Origin of the sequence: Lacticaseibacillus zhaodongensis (assembly GCF_009687905.1) — a bacterium.
Lineage (GTDB): Bacteria > Bacillota > Bacilli > Lactobacillales > Lactobacillaceae > Lacticaseibacillus > Lacticaseibacillus zhaodongensis.
In genome coordinates, this window is the sequence record NZ_BLBG01000009.1 from 1 (window position 1) to 20,274 (window position 20,274).

Annotated in this window: 18 protein-coding genes and 1 other RNA gene; 2 read left to right on the forward strand and 17 right to left on the reverse strand. The window is 54.0% G+C overall.

From position 1 onward, the window contains the following. Window positions 1–112: 112 nt before the first annotated feature. The 8 genes from GN107_RS07375 to GN107_RS07410 all read right to left on the reverse strand — a co-directional run bounded on the left by GN107_RS07375 (window position 113) and on the right by GN107_RS07410 (window position 9,836). Window positions 113–2,962: an ATP-binding protein gene (locus tag GN107_RS07375; RefSeq protein ID WP_155287163.1), complete on the reverse strand. Its 2,850-nt coding sequence runs from the start codon at window positions 2,960–2,962 to the stop codon at window positions 113–115. A 3-nt stretch (window positions 2,963–2,965) separates the two neighbouring features. Then, the gene (locus tag GN107_RS07380; protein ID WP_155287164.1) at window positions 2,966–4,051 is read right to left on the reverse strand and encodes a carbamoyl phosphate synthase small subunit; all 1,086 of its coding nucleotides are present in this window, start codon (window positions 4,049–4,051) and stop codon (window positions 2,966–2,968) included. Window positions 4,052–4,225: 174 nt separating this feature from the next. Continuing rightward, entirely contained in the window at window positions 4,226–5,515 is a 1,290-nt protein-coding gene (locus GN107_RS07385; protein ID WP_155287165.1) for a solute carrier family 23 protein, read from the reverse strand. A 6-nt stretch (window positions 5,516–5,521) separates the two neighbouring features. Then, window positions 5,522–6,046, reverse strand: coding sequence for a bifunctional pyr operon transcriptional regulator/uracil phosphoribosyltransferase PyrR (gene pyrR, locus GN107_RS07390; RefSeq protein WP_155287166.1), 525 nt, complete (start codon window positions 6,044–6,046; stop codon window positions 5,522–5,524). A 308-nt stretch (window positions 6,047–6,354) separates the two neighbouring features. Then, complete coding sequence (locus GN107_RS07395) at window positions 6,355–7,275, reverse strand: RluA family pseudouridine synthase (protein ID WP_155287167.1); 921 nt, start codon at window positions 7,273–7,275, stop codon at window positions 6,355–6,357. After that, window positions 7,275–7,724, reverse strand: a complete 450-nt coding sequence (gene lspA / locus GN107_RS07400; RefSeq protein ID WP_155287168.1) for a signal peptidase II — start codon at window positions 7,722–7,724, stop codon at window positions 7,275–7,277. Before lspA ends, GN107_RS07395 begins: the two co-directional genes overlap by 1 nt. A gap of 49 nt (window positions 7,725–7,773) precedes the next feature. Continuing rightward, a complete protein-coding gene (locus tag GN107_RS07405; RefSeq protein WP_155287169.1) occupies window positions 7,774–9,447 on the reverse strand; it encodes a formate--tetrahydrofolate ligase in 1,674 nt (557 codons plus the stop codon). A 17-nt stretch (window positions 9,448–9,464) separates the two neighbouring features. Continuing rightward, window positions 9,465–9,836, reverse strand: coding sequence for an EbsA family protein (locus tag GN107_RS07410; RefSeq protein WP_155287170.1), 372 nt, complete (start codon window positions 9,834–9,836; stop codon window positions 9,465–9,467). A 27-nt stretch (window positions 9,837–9,863) separates the two neighbouring features. Between GN107_RS07410 and GN107_RS07415 the strand changes: the two genes are divergently transcribed. After that, window positions 9,864–10,268: a ribonuclease HI family protein gene (locus tag GN107_RS07415; protein ID WP_155287171.1), complete on the forward strand. Its 405-nt coding sequence runs from the start codon at window positions 9,864–9,866 to the stop codon at window positions 10,266–10,268. A 6-nt stretch (window positions 10,269–10,274) separates the two neighbouring features. Beyond that, complete coding sequence (cls, locus tag GN107_RS07420; RefSeq protein WP_155287172.1) at window positions 10,275–11,717, forward strand: cardiolipin synthase; 1,443 nt, start codon at window positions 10,275–10,277, stop codon at window positions 11,715–11,717. A gap of 215 nt (window positions 11,718–11,932) precedes the next feature. Here cls and GN107_RS07425 read toward each other — a convergent pair whose 3' ends face one another. The 9 genes from GN107_RS07425 to GN107_RS07465 all read right to left on the reverse strand — a co-directional run bounded on the left by GN107_RS07425 (window position 11,933) and on the right by GN107_RS07465 (window position 20,271). Then, the gene (locus GN107_RS07425) at window positions 11,933–12,253 is read right to left on the reverse strand and encodes a hypothetical protein (protein ID WP_155287173.1); all 321 of its coding nucleotides are present in this window, start codon (window positions 12,251–12,253) and stop codon (window positions 11,933–11,935) included. Between the two features lie 74 nt (window positions 12,254–12,327). Continuing rightward, entirely contained in the window at window positions 12,328–13,851 is a 1,524-nt protein-coding gene (locus tag GN107_RS07430; protein WP_155287174.1) for a helix-turn-helix domain-containing protein, read from the reverse strand. A 308-nt stretch (window positions 13,852–14,159) separates the two neighbouring features. Further along, the gene (locus GN107_RS07435; protein ID WP_155287175.1) at window positions 14,160–16,058 is read right to left on the reverse strand and encodes a M13 family metallopeptidase; all 1,899 of its coding nucleotides are present in this window, start codon (window positions 16,056–16,058) and stop codon (window positions 14,160–14,162) included. A 185-nt stretch (window positions 16,059–16,243) separates the two neighbouring features. Then, entirely contained in the window at window positions 16,244–16,483 is a 240-nt protein-coding gene (locus GN107_RS07440) for a hypothetical protein (protein WP_155287176.1), read from the reverse strand. 64 nt (window positions 16,484–16,547) lie between these two features. Beyond that, window positions 16,548–17,498, reverse strand: coding sequence for an NAD(P)-dependent oxidoreductase (locus GN107_RS07445; RefSeq protein WP_155287177.1), 951 nt, complete (start codon window positions 17,496–17,498; stop codon window positions 16,548–16,550). 29 nt (window positions 17,499–17,527) lie between these two features. Beyond that, window positions 17,528–18,655: a THUMP domain-containing class I SAM-dependent RNA methyltransferase gene (locus GN107_RS07450; protein WP_155287178.1), complete on the reverse strand. Its 1,128-nt coding sequence runs from the start codon at window positions 18,653–18,655 to the stop codon at window positions 17,528–17,530. 179 nt (window positions 18,656–18,834) lie between these two features. Beyond that, an RNA gene (gene rnpB, locus GN107_RS07455) (RNase P RNA component class B) lies at window positions 18,835–19,195 on the reverse strand. 58 nt (window positions 19,196–19,253) lie between these two features. Next, window positions 19,254–19,640 (reverse strand): cell division regulator GpsB, encoded by a 387-nt coding sequence (gene gpsB / locus GN107_RS07460; protein ID WP_155287179.1) that lies wholly within the window; start codon window positions 19,638–19,640, stop codon window positions 19,254–19,256. A gap of 55 nt (window positions 19,641–19,695) precedes the next feature. Then, on the reverse strand, window positions 19,696–20,271 hold the full coding sequence (locus GN107_RS07465; protein WP_155287180.1) for an SLOG family protein: 576 nt from the start codon (window positions 20,269–20,271) through the stop codon (window positions 19,696–19,698). Window positions 20,272–20,274 lie beyond the last annotated feature (3 nt).

Genomic DNA, 20,274 nt, shown 5'->3' on the forward strand with positions numbered 1-20,274 from the left:
ACAGAAAGGGCGCCATGAAGGAAATCCGAAGATTTCCTCCATGGCGCCTACTTAACGTGGGGTTATGTCACAACCCCGTTTCATTATGCAAAAAAGTGATTACCGTTGTTAACTATGATTCTAGATCAGCTAACGGCGCCAGCGCGAACGCCCGGGCCTCAAAGATTCGCATGATTGCGTCGGCGCTGACGGTGTTAAGAAGCGGCACCATGTGGGCCGTTGCGACTTGACGCAGGGCCATGTCTGGATTATTCATCACGATTAGTTGCACGTTTTGCAATTTCTCGGCGTGGTCCATGCCCACAATCTGGAAGCCGAGCGCCGCCAGTCGTGGTGCCAGCGCTGCGCCGGCTGGCGTGCCCTCTTCTAGTAACACAGTGCCGTGGTCGGGGAGCGGTTCGTGTGCCGCTGCAAAAGCCTTAATGAGCGCCTTACCCAAGTTGTGGTCACTGCCCATGACCAGTCCAGTTTGCACGATCGTGGCCACGTGGCTATTAGCCGCGGTCAGGCCGCTGCGCAGGACGGGCAACAGCACGTGCACCCCTGCGGACTGTGCCAGTTGTCCGGATTGGACGCCTAGATCCGCCAGTTTGGTCCCGAGGAGCACCTTGCAGGCCAAGTCGATACAATCACGGCGCAAGGTTTTGGCCAGGAACGGCACGGTCGCACTGGCACTCGGACCAATGAAGCTAACGGTGAGCTCGTGGCCCTTTGCCGCAAGGTCCATGTGTACGAAGCCCTTGAGCTGTAAAGCACTGGCCAAGGTGACTGCACAGTCCACTGCTCGTTGCGTCAGGTCGGCCGCCCCGCGCCGTGGCGGTGTTACCGCTAGAACGGTACCGGCGCGACTTTCGTTTTGCTCAAGGCTGTTGATGACGCCCAGCACGGCAACCGTCTCGCCGTCGCTGATTGCGTCTATGGCGAGGTGGCTGCTGGCATCCTTGGTATCGGCACCGCGTTCATAGCGGTAAACCCAGTCGCCGTCATTCAAGTTCGCCAGTTCATCGTTGAATGATTGGGGCATTGGATCGGCACGTTCGGCAATTGTACTGCCAAGGATGCGAATCCCGAACTGACTGAGCGTTTTGGCAATGCGACTCCCCTCCCGCCCAGCGGTTTGGCAGATCACGCCCATTGGCTGCTCCAAGTCAGCAATATCCAAAAGGTGTTCGATACTCGCGTCCAGGAGGTATTGCTTAACCCCGGGGTAAACCAGTGGCCGCGGGGTACTGCCGACCAGAATTGGCGTGTAGCCTGCATCCTTAATGGAAGCAAGCATGGCCGAGCTGATGGATTCGTGCGCCGAGTTAAGCCACGGTGCAGCGGCGTTTGGTTCAATGACGATAACACTCGGTGTATTCCCGGGTGTGCTTTCATTTTCCTTCTCGTAGGTGCCATAGAAGGTTGGCGTGTCCGGCTCGATGAATCCCATAGCATCGATTGTTTTATAGGTCGGGACGACACCGGCTTCCTTACGGGTACTGCGCACCTCTGCGGCGGTCTTGCCGCTTAGCTGGGCGAGCCACTGGTCACTGAGCCCGTAATTTTTTGCTTGGCGCAGTAGTGCTTCGTCACTCTTGCCGGCGCGCAGTTCCTGACTGACCTGTTTGATTTCGTCCAGTGCCGCAATGAAAATTGGGTTGACCTGCGTCAGTTCAGCTAATTCTCGCACCGTGAAGCCATGTTCGAGGGCCAAAAAGATTGCGGGCAGACGCAAGGCGTTGGCTTTGATGACGTGGGCGGTGATTTCGTCTTCCCCCCACTGCTGGATCTCCGGATCGAGGGCGTTTTTGTCATCATGGCTAAGACTGTAAATTCCTTGCATCAGAACTGCCTCAAGCGTCCGCCCCGCCGTGATGATCGAACCGCCAGCGACTAGCTGCGGCCCCAATTTTGCTCCGGTCAGTAGTTCTTGGGCAAACTGCGGGAAGCGGGCAACGATGGCGTCAATGCCGGGTTCAATGCTGGCGGCCATTTTGTGGTCGGCACCGATTTTGATGTTGGGTAACTCCTCCCCTAGCGCAATGGCGGTGTTCACACCGGCAACTGGGTAAGCTGTGGCCCGGGCGATGAGGCTGGTGCCCCACGCCAGCCCGATTTTTACCTTCAGCATGTACCAGTCACCACCGTCGGGATCAATGGCAAAAGAGACGGTGGCGCAGCCGCGGATGTCCAAGTCCGTCAAAACTTGCCGTCCGGCTGCCCGTAATGCGTTCCGCTCGCGGTCGCGGAGCGTTTGTGCTGGTGTGACGACCATCGTGTTTGCCGGGTTGACGCCGACTGGGTCCATATCTTCGATGGTGCCGAGCAAGACGCAGTTATCCGCCCCGTCACGCATCAATACGAGTTCAATGGCTTTGAAGCGGTGGATGGCCCGCTCAATCAGGATGCGGCCGCCACCAATACTGCGCTCGAGTACGGAGCTGAGCTCGCTGCTGGACCGGGCGATGCCCCGGCTTTGTCCGCGCCGGACGAGTACGGGATAACCCATTTGGTCGGCCTCGCGCAGCGCGCCGGCGGTTTCCTCAACATAGACTGATTCAGGGGTCGGAATCCGTTCGGCCTTCAAAAAGCTGCGCAGCGCTTGACCGTCTTCCGTGCGTTTGATAGCATCGATGCCGCTGCCGAGCACCTGAACACCAAGTTGCCTGAGCAGGCCGCTGCGGTCGAGTTTGATGATGATGTTGAGGGCAATTTGGCCCCCCGCGCTCGCCAAAATGCTATCGGGCCGTTCTCGGCGGATCACCTGACTGATGAACTCAGCGGTCAAAGGGGCAACGTAGAAGTGGACCTTGATTTTCTTATTGCGGAAAACATCCGGGTCACTGGTGACTAGGACGACATCCTTTCCTGCCAGCGCTAACGCCCGGCAGGTCAAATCAGTTTCTGCTGGTGATGTTGCCGGCTGCGCGGATCCCACTGGCCCGGAACCGATGACGAGTACTTTTGAAATTGTTTGCATAGCCTAAAGTTCCTTTCCACTGCGCTCGCCAAAAGCGTCGATTAACTCCATGAACTCATCGATCACGTGTTCAGCATCGTTACTACCCGGTGCTCCTTCCGGCTGGAACTGCACGGAAAAAGCCGGGTACAAGCGGTGCCGTAAGCCCTCAATCGAGTGATCAAGGACGTTTTCATGGGTGACCAGCAGCTTGTCGTTCTGCACGGTCGTGGGGTCAACACCGTAACTGTGGTTCTGGGTGGTGATGTCCACTCGTCCCGTCGCAATTTCCCGCACGGGGATGTTGATGCCGTGGTCCTCGTGGTTCTTGCGGTAGGTCACCGCACCGTTTGCCCGCGCGAATATCTGGTGGCCCAGGCCGATTGCCAAAAGTGGCAATTCGCTCTGGAGCCCTTGGACCATTTTTTCAGCGTAAGCAACATCAGCCGGGTCGCCGGGACCGTCAGTGAGCACTACCCCGTCCGGACTGAGCGCCAAGATGTCGGCGGCAGTTGAATTAGCGGGCACGATGGTCAGGTTGCAGTGACGCACGGCAAAGGACCGCAACAAGCTGTGTTTCAAGCCAAAATCGACGACAACGATGTTTCGGCCGGTCGCCGGGGATGGGTATGGTTTCTCCGTCGAAACCATCTGCACCTGGTTGTGGGGCAGAACTAGTGCCCGCAACTGGTCGAAGGCGTGCTCATCATCGGCGTCAACAATGCTCGCCTTTTGGGGCTTGTTGCTGTTCATGTGCCGCATCAGTGCCCGGGTGTCGATACCACTGATTCCCGGAATCTTGCGGTTCTGCAGGTACTGGTCCAAGGACATTTTGCTGGCGGGATGACCCGGAACGCGGGCCAGCGTGCTGACGACAACACCCTTGATTGCAGGGTCGATGCTTTCGTAGTCATCCCGGTTAATGCCAACGGTGCCAATCAGCGGGTTAGCGAAGGCGATGATTTTGCCGGTATTCACCTTATCCGTGATGACGCCCTGGTAGCCCGTCATGGCGGTTTGCAGCACTAGTTCCCCGGTGCTGACCGTCTGCGCACCAAAACCGGTGCCAGCAAATGAAGTTCCGTCTTCCAGAATCAAATAACGGCGCATGAAATCCCTACTTTCTATAGTTGCACCCTGCTGCGCCCCACTCCGCTTTTTTTCGTAGTCGAGCTGCTCCCCGCAGAAACTTGCGGCTAACATACTTCTGAAATAATGCAAAGAGCCGCATTCTTTCAGAAGTCCGTTAGTCCTCAGTTTCTAACCGCGGGGCTCCGCTCTGTGCTACTCGTTCGCTGCTTTTTCCGGCAGGATCAAGTTCAGGGCGATGCCCACGACCGTAGCGATGGCCAGGCCAGAGAACGTGTAGCCGGCGAACTGCAAGGATGCGTTACCGATCCCAATGACCAAGATTGTGGAGCCGATCATTAGGTTGCGTTTTTTATTAAAGTCGATCTTGTTGTCAATTAGTACCCGCAGCCCGTTGCTGGCGATAACTCCAAATAGGAGAAAGCTGATACCACCGATTACTGGACCGGGGATGGTGCGGATGAGGGCGCTGAGTTTACCAATGAACGAGAAGACGATGGCGAAGAACGCCGCACCGCCTAGTACGTAAACAGAGTGGACCTTGGTCATTGCGAGGACGCCGATGTTTTCACCGTAAGAAGTCACAACTGGCCCCCCGACTAAGCCGGCGACAATGGATGCGGTCCCGTCGCCCGCCAGTGTGTGGTTTAGGCCAGGATCCACGAAGAAGTCGCGCTTTGTGAGCTTGTTCAGTACCATAATGTGGCCCATGTGCTCTGTCATCGTGACGAAGGCAATCGGTGCCATGGAGAGGATTGCACCCCAGTACAACTTGGGCTGGTAGGTCAAAAATGGGATCTGAAATTGAGGCAGGCTGAACCAAGCGGCCTGCTGGACGGGTGCAAAATTAACAATTCCGAACAACAATGCAATCACGTAGCCGCTGACAATCCCGAGCAGGATTGGTAGCAGGCTAATAAACTTCTTCAAATACATATTGTATACGATTGTGAGCCCTAAGGTTAACATTGCGACGGCAAAATAACGCAAATCGTAAACGGAGTTCCCCGCACTGGTAGCCCGCATTGTTGCGTCCTGGGCCGCCGTTCCGGCCAGAGACAGGCCAATGACCATGACAATGGGGCCGACCACGATCGGCGGTAATGCTTTGTCGATCCAGTCGCTGCCCACGGCGTTAACAATCAGCGCCACGATTAAGTAAATGACCCCAACGGCGATGGTGCCCTGCGCGATGGCAGGGTATCCTGCCCCCTTCATGAGTGCCTGCATGACCGTAACGAAACTGAATGAGGACCCCATGTACGCAGGAATTTTGCCCTTGGTGATTAGTATGTAGAGCAAGGTACCAACACCACTGCTGAAGAGCGCAATCGACGGATCAAGGCCGACCAGAATTGGAACCAAAACGGTGGAGCCGAACATGGCGAATAAGTGCTGCATTGACAGGCCGACCCAAGGTAAGAAGCTTGGGCGGTCACCAATATCTAGTACCGCGTCGCTATCGTGAAATGGTTTAGTTTGCATTAGTGCTTAGTCCTCCCTGTAAATGTTGATGCTATCGTTGCCGTCGAGTTCTTGAACTTGAACCTGAATGTGTTCTGCCCGGCTGGTGGGAATGTTCTTCCCCACAAAATCTGCCCGAATCGGTAATTCGTGGTGGCCACGGTCAACCAGAACCGCCAAGGCAATACTAGCGGGGCGTCCCGCCCCTCGTAGCGCGGTCATTGCCGCCCGAATCGTCCTCCCAGTGTAGAGGACATCATCAACGAGCACGATATTTTTGCCGGTTAAATCGTGCTTCCACTGGGGCTGGTCCGTAGCTGCTTGCGGTTGATCATCCCTGAACGGCGTGATGTCCAAGGCGTACACTGGGCAGCGTTTGCCTTCAAGTTGGGCCATCCGCGCGGAGATCCGTTGCGCGATATACTCACCCCGGGTCTTAATACCGATACAGATCAAATTATCTAAGCCGTGGTTACGTTCAATGATTTCGTAACTAATGCGCGTCAGCGAACGCTGAATGCCGGCCGCGTCGACGATTTGTTTTTGTTGCATAGCGTGCCTCAATTGAGAAATGCTTAATATAATGCGCTCAAGAACTTAAACAGATGGTTTTGAACTAATACCTGAAATCGGGTTATTGAGGACTGGGAGATACACTTTGCAGCAAATGCCAAATCCCGGCATCTGCTGCAAGGTACATAAATGCTCAGCTTCTGTACGCCTCACCCCGCTCTGTGTACAAAAAAACCGCCCCAGTCCGGAGATAGACTGAAGGCGGCAGTACATTACCCCCGCGGGGGCGCGATTCCTTTTAAGTCTCTCTGGGCTTAATTAAAGGTAATGTTCAATTGTGTACAAGCTTACTTAATTAGGCGGGTCTTGTCAATGCCCGCACGCAAATCATCCAGTGTTTGCTGAAAAATTGGCGGCACATCAACAGAAAATAGTAATTGCTTTCCAGTTCGTGGGTGCTTGAAGCCAAGTGTTGCTGCGTGCAGAAACTGGCCATTACCGGGTAGGGTTCGCTTCGGTCCGTACAAGGGATCGCCCGCTACTGGGTGATGAATGGACGCCATGTGCACCCGGATTTGGTGGGTCCGTCCGGTCTCGAGCTTGCAGCGAATCAGAGAATAGTGAGCAAAGCGTTCAAGAACGGTGAAGTGCGTGACCGCGTGCCGGCCCCCGTCCACTACGGCAATCTTTTTGCGGGCTTTGGGGTCGCGGGCGAGTGGTGCGTCAATTGTGCCGTGGTCTTCCTTGAAGTTGCCATGCACAATCGCTAGATACTCGCGGGTGTTGGTTTTGGCTTTCAGCTGTGCGGACAGACTCACGAGCGCCTGTTGATTTTTGGCCACCATTAGCAGACCGGACGTGTCCTTATCAATGCGGTGCACGATGCCCGGCCGGATGACGTCGTTAATTGCCGAGAGGTCGCTGTGGTAAAGAATCGCGTTGACCAGTGTGCCGTCAGGATGGCCTGGTGCTGGGTGGACAACCATCCCCTGTGGCTTGTTAACGACCAACACGTCATCGTCCTCATAGACAATGTCCAAGGGGATGTCCTCGGGCACAGCGTTGAGGCTGACCGGTGCCGGTGGGTCTAATTCGATGTGGTCCCCATTTTGAATTTTGTACGACGCCCGCACTTGCTTGCCGTTCACCGTGATGCGGTCATCCTCAAGCCAGTTGTGAATCTGGGAGCGAGTGTATTCTGGGTAGTGCGTCGACAGAACTTTGTCAATGCGGCCCTTCGCGTCAGCTGCTGTCCACTCTAGCGTCATCAGTCGCGCCCCTTATCAATCAAAATCATCTGGACCAGAACGCAAACCACGCCGATGGTCAAGCAGAGGTCGGCAACGTTGAAAATCGGGAAGTTGACAAACTCAAGCTGAAACATGTCGGTGACGTACTGCTGGTGCAACCGGTCGATGAAGTTACCGAGGGCGCCTGCGGTTACCAAGGCTAGGCCTAACCGGTAGACCGGTTTGCCTTTGCTGTCACGCCAAAGGTAAACAACCACGCCGAGCGCGATGATGGTAGCAATGTAGAAGAACCACTGCGCCCCTTCAAACATGCTCCACGCCGCCCCGGTGTTGCGAATGTGCGTCATGCCGATCACACCCGGGATCAGTTCGTGAAAGCCGTTCAGAGGGATGTTCGCAACCACCCAGGCCTTCACTGCAAAATCAATGCCAACCATGACGGCCGCAATTACGATATAAATTATCAAAGTGTCTCCTTTAAACGAACAGATTATAAAGTACTGCTAAAAATTAAGCTTAGAACAGGCCGCTGATCTGGCCGTCATCATCGATGTCAATATTGAGTGCGGCGGGCTGCTTTGGCAGGCCAGGCATGGTCATGATGTCGCCAGTCTTAACCACGAGGAAGCCGGCCCCAAGTTTGGGCACGATTTCGGAAATGTTGAGTTTGAAATCTGTCGGTGCCCCAAGCTTCTTCGGGTCGTCAGTAAATGAATATTGGGTTTTGGCGACACAAATTGGGAGTTTGTCCCAACCGTTGCGCTTGATCATCCGGTAGTTGAGCTCTGCCTTGTGGCTAAATTCGGTACCGCTGCCCCCGTATACCTTCTGCACGATGACGTTGAGCTTGTCCTTAACGTCAGCTTGGATGTCGTATAGTGGCTGGAAGTCACTCTGCTGATCCAGTGCGGCGAGGACGGCGTCAGCAAGGTTCAGCCCGCCGGCACCACCGTCTGCCCAGACCGTGGCCAGTTCAGCGCGGGCGCCGTCCTTGGCACAGAGGTCTTTAATCAAATCGACTTCAGCCTGAGTATCACTGGTGAAGTCATTGATGGCAACAACCACGGGTACACCGTAGCGGCGCATATTCTCAATGTGCCGGTGCAAATTAGCGTAGCCCTTGGTAACCGCGTCCAGGTTCTCCGTTTGCAATTCCTTGAGGCCCACCCCGCCGTTGTACTTAAGTGCGCGGACGGTTGCGACGATCACGACGGCATCAGGGGTTTTGCCCAAAACGGGTGCCTTGATGTCCATGAACTTTTCGGCGCCGAGATCGGCACCAAAACCGGCTTCAGTGATGGCAATGTCGCCCAGATGCAGCGCGGCCCGAGTTGCAATCACAGAGTTACAACCGTGGGCGATGTTGGCAAATGGTCCACCGTGAATCAGCGTTGGCGTGTGTTCGAGCGTCTGTACTAAGTTCGGCTTAGCGGCGTCACGGAGCAGTGCGGTGATGGCCCCGGCCACTCCGAGGTCGGTCACCGTGACTGGCTTACGGTCGTAAGTGTAGCCGATAACAATCCGGCCGATGCGGGCCTTCAAATCGTGGAGGTCGCTGGCAAGGCACAACACTGCCATCAATTCACTGGCAACGGTGATGTCAAAACCGTCTTCACGGGGTACCCCTTGGTAAGGGCCGCCCATGCCGATCACAACGTTGCGCAGGGCCCGGTCGTTAATGTCGAGGCCCCGTTTCCAGGAAATACGGCGGGGATCCAGGTTGAGTTTGTTCCCCTGCTGCAAGTGGTTATCGATCAGGGCTGCGAGGGTGTCAACCGCACAGGTCAACGCGTGCATGTCGCCGGTAAAATGAAGGTTAATATCTTCCATTGGTACTACTTGGGCGTGCCCACCGCCAGTTGCCCCACCCTTCATCCCCATGACGGGACCAAGGGATGGTTCGCGCAGTGCAATCACGGCATTATGGCCGCGCTGGCGCAGTGCGTCACCTAAGCCAACTGCAACGGTCGACTTACCTTCCCCAGCTGGTGTGGGGTTGATGGCGGTGACTAAGACGAGCTTGCCAGCAGGCTTAGTCTCGATCCGCTTCAGTGCTTGCGGCGTGATTTTGGCCTTATACGGGCCGTACTGTTCGATCTCGTCTGACTTCAGTCCGAGGTCGGTGGCTACCTGCGTGATTAGGTGGATCTCGGTGCTTTCGTTTGCCTGTGCAATATCAATGTCTGACATTTGTTTCCTCCATTCATTTAATGCAACTGATCAGCAATTGACTCGGCGTTACGCCAGGTGGTGATTTCGAGATCACCATAGGGAGTGTTGTGCAGCATGATTGTTTTGCTCCGCAGCTGCTCCACCTGCACGTCCTTGAGCGGGATCGTGAGGGTGTTACTCCGCAGGAATTTGTGCAGTGACAAAGTTCCCGCGTGAACTTCACCCTGGTAACGGATTGTTTCCAAAACCGCCACCAGAATGGTCGCAAGTGCTAATATTAATGCTAGGTAGGAAATACCAATCGCTTCCATTTGGAGCACGATTGCTAGTGCTAAGGCTGAAGTAATTAGTCCCCAGAAAATAAAGGCTTCAATTCGACCCGGTTGGTACATGAATTTGTATCGCATTTTGACCATCACTTTCATAGAGGTAATATGCTTAGATTGTACACGGATGCTGCCACAAAAGGCAAGCACGGCCCATCTGCAGCGGGAATTCTCATCACCGGTGCGGGCAAGGACTTACAACTGAAATACGCGCTGCCAGACATGACCAACCATGAGGCCGAATTTGCAGCGGCCACACTCGGGCTGGAACAACTGCTTGTCCGTGGCTTTGCGGGGCAGAATGTGGAACTGGTGAGTGACAGCCAGATCCTGATTGATTCAATGGATAAAGGTTATGCAAAGCATTTTCAACCGCAGTTGAACCGCATTATTGAACTTTGTGATAATTTTCCGATCGTGATCCCTGTTTGGCGCAACGACCACAGTAACCACGGGGCACACACACTAGCACTGCAGGCCTTACATGGCCATCTAACGGACTCGCGGGGGTAAGCATTAATGCACTTGATTACGATTATTATTAGCGTCTTGCTCTTCGTCAACACTGCCGCGGCCATCGTGACGGTGTTGCGGCGCGAGCGGGATATTGCGGCTACCTGGGCGTGGCTCCTGGTCCTGATTTTCTTGCCGGTCCTCGGCTTTATTTTTTACCTTTTTGCGGGGCGCAGATTGTCGTCCCGGCGGATGCAGCGAATTGCCGATGAGTACGTCCGGGGGGTCAAAAGTTACGCCCAGCAGCGGCGGCGCTCGAACACGCAGCAAGCAGCAATGCGGCAGGCGATGTCCCCGGGGATGTACGCCCTCGCCCACAACTTCTGGACAGCGGCGAAGACCCCACTCATGCTTCACAATGAAGCCAAATTGTTTACAGATGGGAACGCTAAGTTTGCCGCCCTCTTCGGTGATATTGATGCCGCGCAGGAATCGATTTGTATTGAGTATTACACCATCTATCCAGACGCAATCGGTACCGAGCTGCGGAACCACCTGATTGCAGCCGCTAAACGTGGGGTCGATGTCCGGGTGCTTTATGACGCCTGGGGCAGCCTGGGGATGAAGGAGTCATGGTGGCAAGATCTGCGCGCGGTCGGCGGTTACGTCAGCATTTTCTTCAGTTCACGGCACATCATCACCGATTTCCGCTTGAATTACCGCGACCACCGTAAGATTGTCGTGATCGACGACCAGATTGCGTACACCGGTGGTTTCAACGTCGGCGATCAATATCTGGGCCGCGACCCGAAGTTTGGTAACTGGCGGGATACGCACATGCGTTTGCGCGGGGATGTAGTTGCCGCGCTCAAGGTGCGCTTCGTCATGGATTGGAACGCGACCGTTGTTGGCCTGATGATGGACTACCCGAGTCTGACCCCAGACAATTCGGATCTGCCCGTTGCGCCAATGCAAGTTGTTGCGAGCGGGCCGGATACCAAGCGTCAGCACATCAAATTGGGCTACACAGCTTTCATTCTTGCTGCCGAGCGGACGGTTTGGATCCAGACGCCCTACTTGGTGCCCGACTCCACAGTGCTCGAGGCCTTGAGCACCGCAGCATACTCGGGAGTTGATGTCCGCGTGATGGTCCCCAACATGCCGGACCACCCCTTCATCTTCCGGGCAACACAGTACTACGCGAACCTCTTGACCGCTCGCGGAGTTAAAATTTACCACTACGATAACGGCTTTATGCACGCCAAGACAGTTACGGTTGACGGCGAGGTTGCTAGTGTCGGCAGTGCCAACATGGATTACCGCAGTTTCGCCCTCAACTTCGAGGCAAACACCTTCATTTACGACCGCAGCCTAGCCGCGCAGCTTGGCGACTTGTTCGAAAAAGACATGTTGCAGAGCCACCTACTGACGCGGGAAGACATCGCTGCGCAATCCGCTTACCTGCGCTTCAAGCAAAATTTCTCCCGGATGTTGGCCCCGATTTTATAAGATTAAAGCTAGTTGACATAATTTCACAACTGCGAAGCTTGTTTTTCCAGCTTGCCTAACCTATGCGCGCAACTCAAGCGCCGGTCCCTTTACTGTGTTTCGTAACGGTAGCAGGGACCGGCACTTTTACTTGCAAAAAAAACAGCATCAAAAAGGAGCTGGGCACGTGGCTACAGCTCCTGAATATCATTAACCAAAGCGCCCCACGTTTAATGCTAGTGGTTTGCGAAGTGTTCTGGGTGGCTGCGCAGTTCCTGCACCGCCTGCTTGACCAAGGCTTGTGTTTCGCGCTCGAGCTGGCTGCCATCAATATTGTAGGCATCCCGCAGGTAGCCCTCCGCGATTGCTTCGTAGTCTTTTTGCGCCTTACCGTCGTCTTTGAACAAGTCTGTTAGGCCGGCCGTACCGTTTGCCAATGCCTTCGCCACAGCACCCGCCGCGGCGCGGTGGTCGGCAAGCTTGCGTTCGGCGTTTGCGACCAGTGTTAGGTTCATGTCCAAGACGGTGGTGTCGTCGCGCTTCTTATCTCTCTTCATGAATATCACGCTCCATTCATAACTAGTATAAGAAGTTTGTGCGGCTTTTACCAGCCCTCACTAGTTCACCGGGCTTATATTTCTGAGTTGATGCGGACTTCCTTGAGCAGAACTGTTGGGTCCAGGTGGGTGTAATTAATTCCGGGACCTGTTTTACGGTCACATTCGTAGATGGCTAGGTAGTGAATCAGATGCTCTAGTGTGAGCCACGCACTGTAACTACTCAGCGCGAAGTAGTAGCGTCGATCCCCCCGCGGCCGCACCGTGGAGTAATCCGTTAGCTTGTTGCTGACGATGAGGCGCGCGTACTTAGGATTGTCAACTAGTTCGACCGCCGGCATCCGTTCCAGCGCCTCGCGAATGCCAACATATATGCAATGTTCCATATCCTGGTCGATTGCTACCCGCACTCGCGCCCGGGCATCTGGCAGGACCTCGCCAAGTAGCGGCAAGAAGCGCGTGATTAGTCCGGTCTGGATGCGTTTGAAACTGCTGAGATGCTGCGGTAGCGTACTGAAGACCTGCTGTAGCATCACCTGCAGGGACTTGGGCGCCGGAGCTCCAGCCGCGATGATCAGCGGCTCAAAAGCTGGCACGTTTGCCCCAATTAGGTCGAGTGCGACCGTAATCGCCAGCAGATTAGCAATGAGGACCTGATCGTCCAGCATTTGCGGTTTGACCCCCGCGATGCCGCGCATGCGGTGCACCACTTGTGAGACCAACTGCCAGCATGCAGAATTAGACCGAGCATGGTGACCGACGAACCCAATCAGTTGTTGCTCGTTGGCATCGTGGTAGTTTGCGTTGAGAACACTCTGAATGTGCACCAGTTCGCAGGTTGCGGGATACTTACGAACGTATTCGGGCAGGTCCCGAACGCTCAGATTGCAGCCAGTCGCGGTGAAAACCTGTTGCAGTGGCTTGATGATCTGCAAAGCGTGCCCCTGGTTGCTGCGATACATATTCACCGCACAGATGATGGTCAACTTATCCCGATTAAACCGTGGCATGATGATGTGCGCGTCTAGCAGGTGCTCTGCAGTCCGTTGCGGCAGCCCGTTCAGTTCCGGGAACATCTCGTGGCCGTCCTGGCCCAGTTGCCAAACTAATTCGCTCAGTGTGATCCTGACCACCGTTTCCCGACCAACTAGGCTGATCGGTGAGAAGTTCACACTGATATTCATGTCCCGGAGGTAATCGCGCAGCGGCCGCAGACGCCGGAAGACCGTTGCCTTGCTGACGTGTTCCCGCTGGGCGAAATCAGCAACGTCCCAGGCTGGATGGCGCAACGTGGCCATTATGAATCGACCGACCAGCGAGTTACGCATCAGGTAGATGGCGTACAGCGCCGTGGGAATGTTGAAGCGCTGGTGAATCTCAGCGGTGTTGGCAACCGGGGCGGCCCCCAATTCCGCCCGGATTTTGTTCATGTCCGCGTTGATCACCGTTAACTGGCGGTAGACACTAGTGGGGCTGATTCGCCGAATCTTGGCGACTTCCCCCACTTCTTGGTACTTACTCGGAAGATCAATGAATTGTTGGTAAAATTCGAGTCGAGACTTTGTACTGCGACTCAAAAAGAGCTCATAAGTTAGCATTGCTTCACCCTCTATAGTTGTCTGCCGGTACTGTCGCGACTTCCTTCAAAAACATTATACAATTTTGCAATTAGCAGTTGTAATTCAGGGGCTAAATTTATCCTTATTTTCTGCCGTGTAGTGCAAATACGCGGACTGATTTCTCACTTTTTGCACTCGTAAAATATCAAAACTAATTCGTTCATAAAATGTTTTTTTATTGGCAAAATTAAAGGGACCACCGCAATCAGTTGCGATGGTCCCTTTTGCTAACTATTGAGCTGTTGCGGTGATCCGCATGGTTGCGGAAAAGCTACTTGCGCTTTAATTTACCAAATAGTGATGCGTTTTTCAGGTGCGAGGTACATCCCATCGCCTGGCTGCACGTTGAAGGTCGTGTACCAGTCATCAAGATTGCGGGGCTGGATGTTAGCCCGCAGATAATTAGGAGCGTGGACGTCAACTGCTAGCAGCAGCTGGCTGTATTCAGGCCGGGCCTTTTGCCGCCAGATCCGTCCCCAGTTAGTGAAGAACTCAACCAGGTTGCAGTCGGGCTCCTTCTTGGCAGTCGCGAGGGCTGCGGCCAGACCGCCGGCATCGGCAATGTTTTCGCTGACGATCAGCTTGCCATTGACCTTACCCCCGGCGTAGTCAATGCCGTTGAATTCATCGATCATGTCCTGTGTCAACTTGTTGAAGGTTGCGTAGTCACTGTCCTGCCACCAGTTCTTCAGGTTACCAAGCTCATCGAACTTCGCCCCGTTGTTGTCGAAGCCATGCGAAATTTCGTGCGCGATGACAGCACCGATACCGCCCAGGTTCTCAGAGTCGCTCTGCTCAAGTGAGTAGAATGGTGCCTGCAAAATTGCTGCGGGGAATGTAATATCGTTGTGGGATGGGTCGTAGCAAGCGTTAACCAGGTTACCTGGCATTGCCCACTCCGTCCGGTCCACTGGTTTGATCAGCTTGCCGTACTGGTCTTGGCGCGCGATTCGGTTGAGGCGGATGACGTTGTTTAGCAGGTTACCGTGAGGGTCAACGTTCATCTCATCGTAGACTGCCTCGACCTTGTCAGGGTAACCCATCTTGATAACCATTTTGTCGAGTTTAACCACGGCCTTAGCACTGGTCTCTGGCGATAGCCAGCTGCTCTTTTGAATCCGTTCCTTGTAGGTCGTGATCATGCGCTTGACCATCTTGATGACGTCCGCCTTAGCGTCTTCACCGAAGTAGGTTACACCGTAGTAAACACCGATTGGCTCACTGAAGAAGGAGTTAGCCAGGCGGTATGCGTGCTTGACCTGGCTAATTGCAGTCGGTGCACCGCTCAGTGCTCGGTTGTAAGCTCCACCGTTCACCCGTAATTCTTCACTGAGGTAACCTGAGTTGCGCAAGAGATCGTTCACGTACGCCCATGCGCGGTAATCGGCGAAGGTGTCGGCGTTAAATAGCTTGCTCATTTCGTCCAGGAAACGCGGATCGGACACGACGATTTGTTCCGGAAGTGCTGGCATCGTGTCGTTGAGGAAGGTAATCAGGTCGAATGGATCCATTTTAGCCGCCACGTCGGTCAGCGGCATCGGGTTGTAAGAGGCAGGATAGTCTGCCCATTCTTCGTTGCTCTTAACGATTTTGGCAATCGCGGCGTCAAACTTCAGAGTGCGGTCAATCATGTCCTTTTGCGTTGCTTCGTCCAAGTCAGTTGCGGCGAGGACACTGGCAGCGGTTTGGCGGTAAATTGTCAGCAGTTTGTGCGCAGATGGATTATCGCCATTGTAGTACGTCGTGTCAGGCAGAATTGTGCTGGGACCTTGAATGTAAACCGCATTCTTACGGGTGTCGGCCATATCTGGTTCAACGCTTGTCCGAAATGGAAGTGGGAATGAGTCGAGGTTCAGCTCACCGGCTTGGTGGTTGAATTCGTCGACGTCGGTCAATTCATTGATTTGGTGCAGGCGCTTGAGCTCGGGTGCAACGCCGTATTCATCGCGGTGCTTGAAGTCCTTAGCGATTTTGTAGAGTTCAACCGCTTGGGCAAAATATTTATCGGGAGCCTTACCGCCGTCTGCAACTTCTGCAAAGTCGGCCATCAAGTTCTTTTCGACGCCATCACCCAAATCAGTAAAGCCACCGGTCGTCGGCTTGTCGTCAGGTATCACAGCTTGTTTCTGCCATTCGCCGTTAACCGCCGTATACAAATCATTTCTGAAGTCTGCTTTGTCTGCCATTAATTAGTACCTCTTTCCACTTATCTAAGCTTTAACTAATTCTTATCTAATTTAATCACAATTGTACTCAAATGAAACGGAAATTTCAAAAAAACTTTGCTCACGCCAGAACCAACTTACTTCTTGGGCAAAAAATTGGGGCCAACGCTTTGCCGGCCCCAGCGAAAATATTCAGTTTGTTTAGTTTAATTGTCGGCTTGCGCCCACGCCACTTCAGTAATCATATAACCCGAGAAGCGGCGAATGCCCTTCTTGGTCTGCACGATGACGATCGAGCGGTCGGCGAATGGCTTGATCGTGCCCGGAACCACCGCGGTTATCGTGCCTTTGCACTGCTTCTTGTCTACCGTCGCCAGCTTAACGCTGCGCCCGGTATCAAGCGCTTCGTGGAGCTTATCCATAATTACCGAAATTGCTTGGCTCATATAAAAGTCCTCCTTACTATTCTGCAAGCGGTTACACCCACATTATAGCCAAGTTGGCACTTAATTAATACCCACGGTGCAAATTAACTCGATTCCGCACTAAATCTTTACCATTGCTGATGGCCTGCAGGTTGGGGATGATGATCCGCAGCAACCGAGTCTTGATGTTGCTAACGGTGCCCGATGTGTGGGGAGTCATGACTAGGTTCGGACAGGACCAGAGTGGACTCGTCTCCGGGAGTGGTTCCTCTTCAAAGACATCCAAACCAGCGCCAGCAATCGTTCCCGACTGCAAAGCGGCGACCAAATCGGTGGTTGCGACTTCGGGGCCGCGGCCAATGTTAACGAAGATGGCGTCACTAGCCATTGCGGCAAAGAACTCGTGATTGAAGAAGTGGCGGGTCTGCGGCGTGAGTGGCATGGCATTGATGACAAAATCCACTTTACCCAAACGCTCCTTTTCCTCACCGTTCGCATACAGCGCCTTGAAGCCCGGCACGGTCTCCCCGCGGGTATTCACCCCGTAGGTCGTCACGCCGTGCATCTGCAGCATTGCGCCGATGGTCTGGCCAATGCTGCCGGCACCATAAATCAGTGCACTCTGGCCGGCCAGGGTGTGCATTTTGGTCCGTTCCCGGCGTCCATTCCAGAATGTGGCCGCCTTGCCGCTTTCATTGCTAAAGGTGATTTGGCGCGTGAAGGCCAGCAAAAACGCGAGCACGGTCTCCGCAATCGCATCACCATGCAGTCCGCTAGCGTTAGCAACTTCTACCTGTCGTTTTGCCAGCAAGCCTAAGGGCAAATAATCAACTCCAGCTGACAGTGTCTGCAGGTAGCGCAGGTGTGGTGCCTGCTTCACAATTGCCGGGCCGGCTTCGCCCCAACCAAAAATTGCATCCAAATCTGCGTAATCTTTTGCAGTGGCTGCAGCGGCGGGAATAATGTTGTCCGCCCCCGCTGTCTTCAATTGTGCCTGTTGCTGCGCGTCAAAACCGATAAAGTCTAATACCCGCATGCTGTTACCCCCCTATTGCCATTTAAAACTTACTTCTTTGGCCGCCGACCCCAGTACTGGAACAAGTCGGTCTGCAGCGCACCGTTATACAGCTTGCGCCGTTTGGTTGCCCGCTGGCCGTAGTAACGCTCGAATTCGAGGTCCCCGGAGAGGATGTACTTACTCCAGGTCGGGATGGTCCGGTAGAGCTTACCCATGTCGGCCTCGATTTTGCGGGCGTCATCAATGTTGTCCATCCGTTGACCGTATGGTGGGTTCGCGACGATCACGCCGTTTTCCTTATCGGTGCGGAAGTCTTGCAAAGCGAGCTGCTTGAACTCAATGGAGTGCAACACCCCAGCCTCTTGCGCGTTGACCTTAGCGATTTCGATCATGTCCTGGTTGATATCGCCGGCGAGGATGTCAAGGTCGACGTCCTTCTCTTGGCTGCGGGCCTCGGCGCGCACGTCATCAAGCAGGTTCTTAGGCATGAAGTCAAAACCTTCGAAGGCGAAGGAGCGGCGAATGCCGGGCGCCATGTTGCGGCCGATGAGCGCTGCTTCAATGGCGATAGTCCCGGAACCAGTGGTTGGGTCGTAAAATGGCTTGTAGTCGCGCCAGTTAGTCAGCATGACTAAGGCGGCGGCAAAATTTTCCTTCAGCGGTGCTGGGCCTTTTGCCACCCGGTAACCCCGCTTGAAGAGTGAGTCGCCGGTCGTGTCCAGCAGCATCAGGGCGTTGTCATTGTGAATCGAGATTTCGAGTGGGTACTTGGGGCCACTTTCAGGCAGCCGGGAGTGACGGTGGTAGGTCTCACTCATGCTCTCAACAATGGCCTTCTTGGTCACAGACTGCACGTCTGGTTCAGAGTGCAGCTTGCTGCGGACGGCACGACCGGCAACTGGAAATTCGGCGTCCAGGGGCATGTAATCTGCCCACGGAATGGCCTTAACGTTGCTGAAGACGTCCTCAAAGCTCAGGGCCTTGAACTCAGCCAAAACGATCCGCACCCGGTCAGCGGTGCGGAGCCACACATTCGTGCGGACGATATCGCGCTCGTCACCTTCGAAATAGACCCGGCCGTTTTCAGTCCGCGTCTGGTACCCCATGTCCTTCAGTTCGCGCGCGGTGACGGCTTCAAGGCCTGCCGCCATGGTTGCTACTAGTTGAAATTTCACTTTTTTCTCCTTTTGAAATGTGTGCGGAACTGGTCCGCACTATCAGTTGCTACTTCCGGCTAAAACTAAGCGCAGACCTGCAACGAATGCAAAGCTCAGCTTAATTTAAGCCTGCGCAACTAAAATTGTCTGGATATCAAAACAGCTTGGGTTGCCCCAAGCTGTGCCTGCTTGCAAATCTTTGTAAGCCATGTTCTGTTCCAGGTGGTCTCAGGCGGACCGCCCTTCCAGTAATCATCTATCTCAGCTTTCGCTGTATCGCCGTTAGTTCATTTACCATGGCGAAACGCCCCTACCAAAGTTTGGGTTACTCGCTTGCGGGGTTTACCCGTTCCAATCTTCCAGTTTCCCGGAAGCATCGTCTCTGTGGCACTTTTCAGGCAACTAATGCATAGCCGAAGCCTTAGCTTTAGTCGCCGCCGTTACCGTTTTACCGGTACCCGGGTTTATTGGACCCGGCGCAATCACTACAGGCATCGCAGCCTGTGCGGGCATGGACTTTCCTCACCCTGCAAAAGCAGGGCGCGATTACTCAAGATTTACAAGTTATCATTCTATACGCTGTCCGTCCTAACTGCAAGCGGAAATGTTAGAAGGGTTAGAAATCCTGGTCGTCGTGCTTGCCAGCATCGCTCTCGAGCTTGCTTCCGAACACGTGCCGCTCAAGGTTGCTGAGCCGTTTCAGAATATCGTAGTTGGTAGCGGCTGTGGAACTACTACTTGCTGCTGGCGCTTGGGTGCTAGCACCCTTGGCAACTGTCAGCTGCTTACTGAGCTCGTCAATGCGGTTAGCAAAGCGCGCGTTCTTGTAGTTCAGGCGATCAATTTCCTTGATCATTGAATCGTAATCCTTAATGATGTCATCAAGGAAACTATCGACCTCGTCCTGATCATAACCGCGCATCTTGGTCTTGAACTGTTTGTTCAGGATATCTTGAGGTCCGTAGTGGACGTTGAACTTTTCATCGTTGTTTTCTGAATCCATATCTATATACACCTCGTAAATTCCCTCGTTAGGGATATTATCATTTTATCATATATCAACTGTTTTGAAAATGATCATTTTCCGCAGCTTCGGCCATGGTGGTGGCCGCGTCCTGCAGATCATACATCGTAATCAAGGATACATTATAATGACGGTCTGGGCTCAAGTTTTGGGCCCGATTATAATCAAACTTATTCTTTCCCGGGAATTCCGGGTCGTAGAGCATCAGAGCTGCATCGGTGTGGCTGCTCATAAAGGTCCCGAATTCCGCCAGCTGCCAGCCGCCGGTATAAGGGGCCTTACTGACATCGGCGGTAAAGTCGACCTGTTGCCGGAGCGCTGCTAGTTGTTCCTGACCACTCTCCTGCCAGCGGTTGCCAAAATCGGCGTATGGCGCCATCATTGCAATTTTGAGCTCGGGATAATCCTTCTTTAGTTCGAGCCCGACCGCGGCGGCCCACTGGTCAGTTCCTTGGTTGCAACCCGTGATCAGCCACTCCAGCCCGTCTTCCAATTGGGCAATCAATTGATCTTTTAAACAATACTTAATGACGTCTAATTTCTTGTCCTGGGTGCCGTAAACATTAAGTTCATAAGCCCGGTAGCCAGTCACCCACAGCCTTTTTGCCATTTC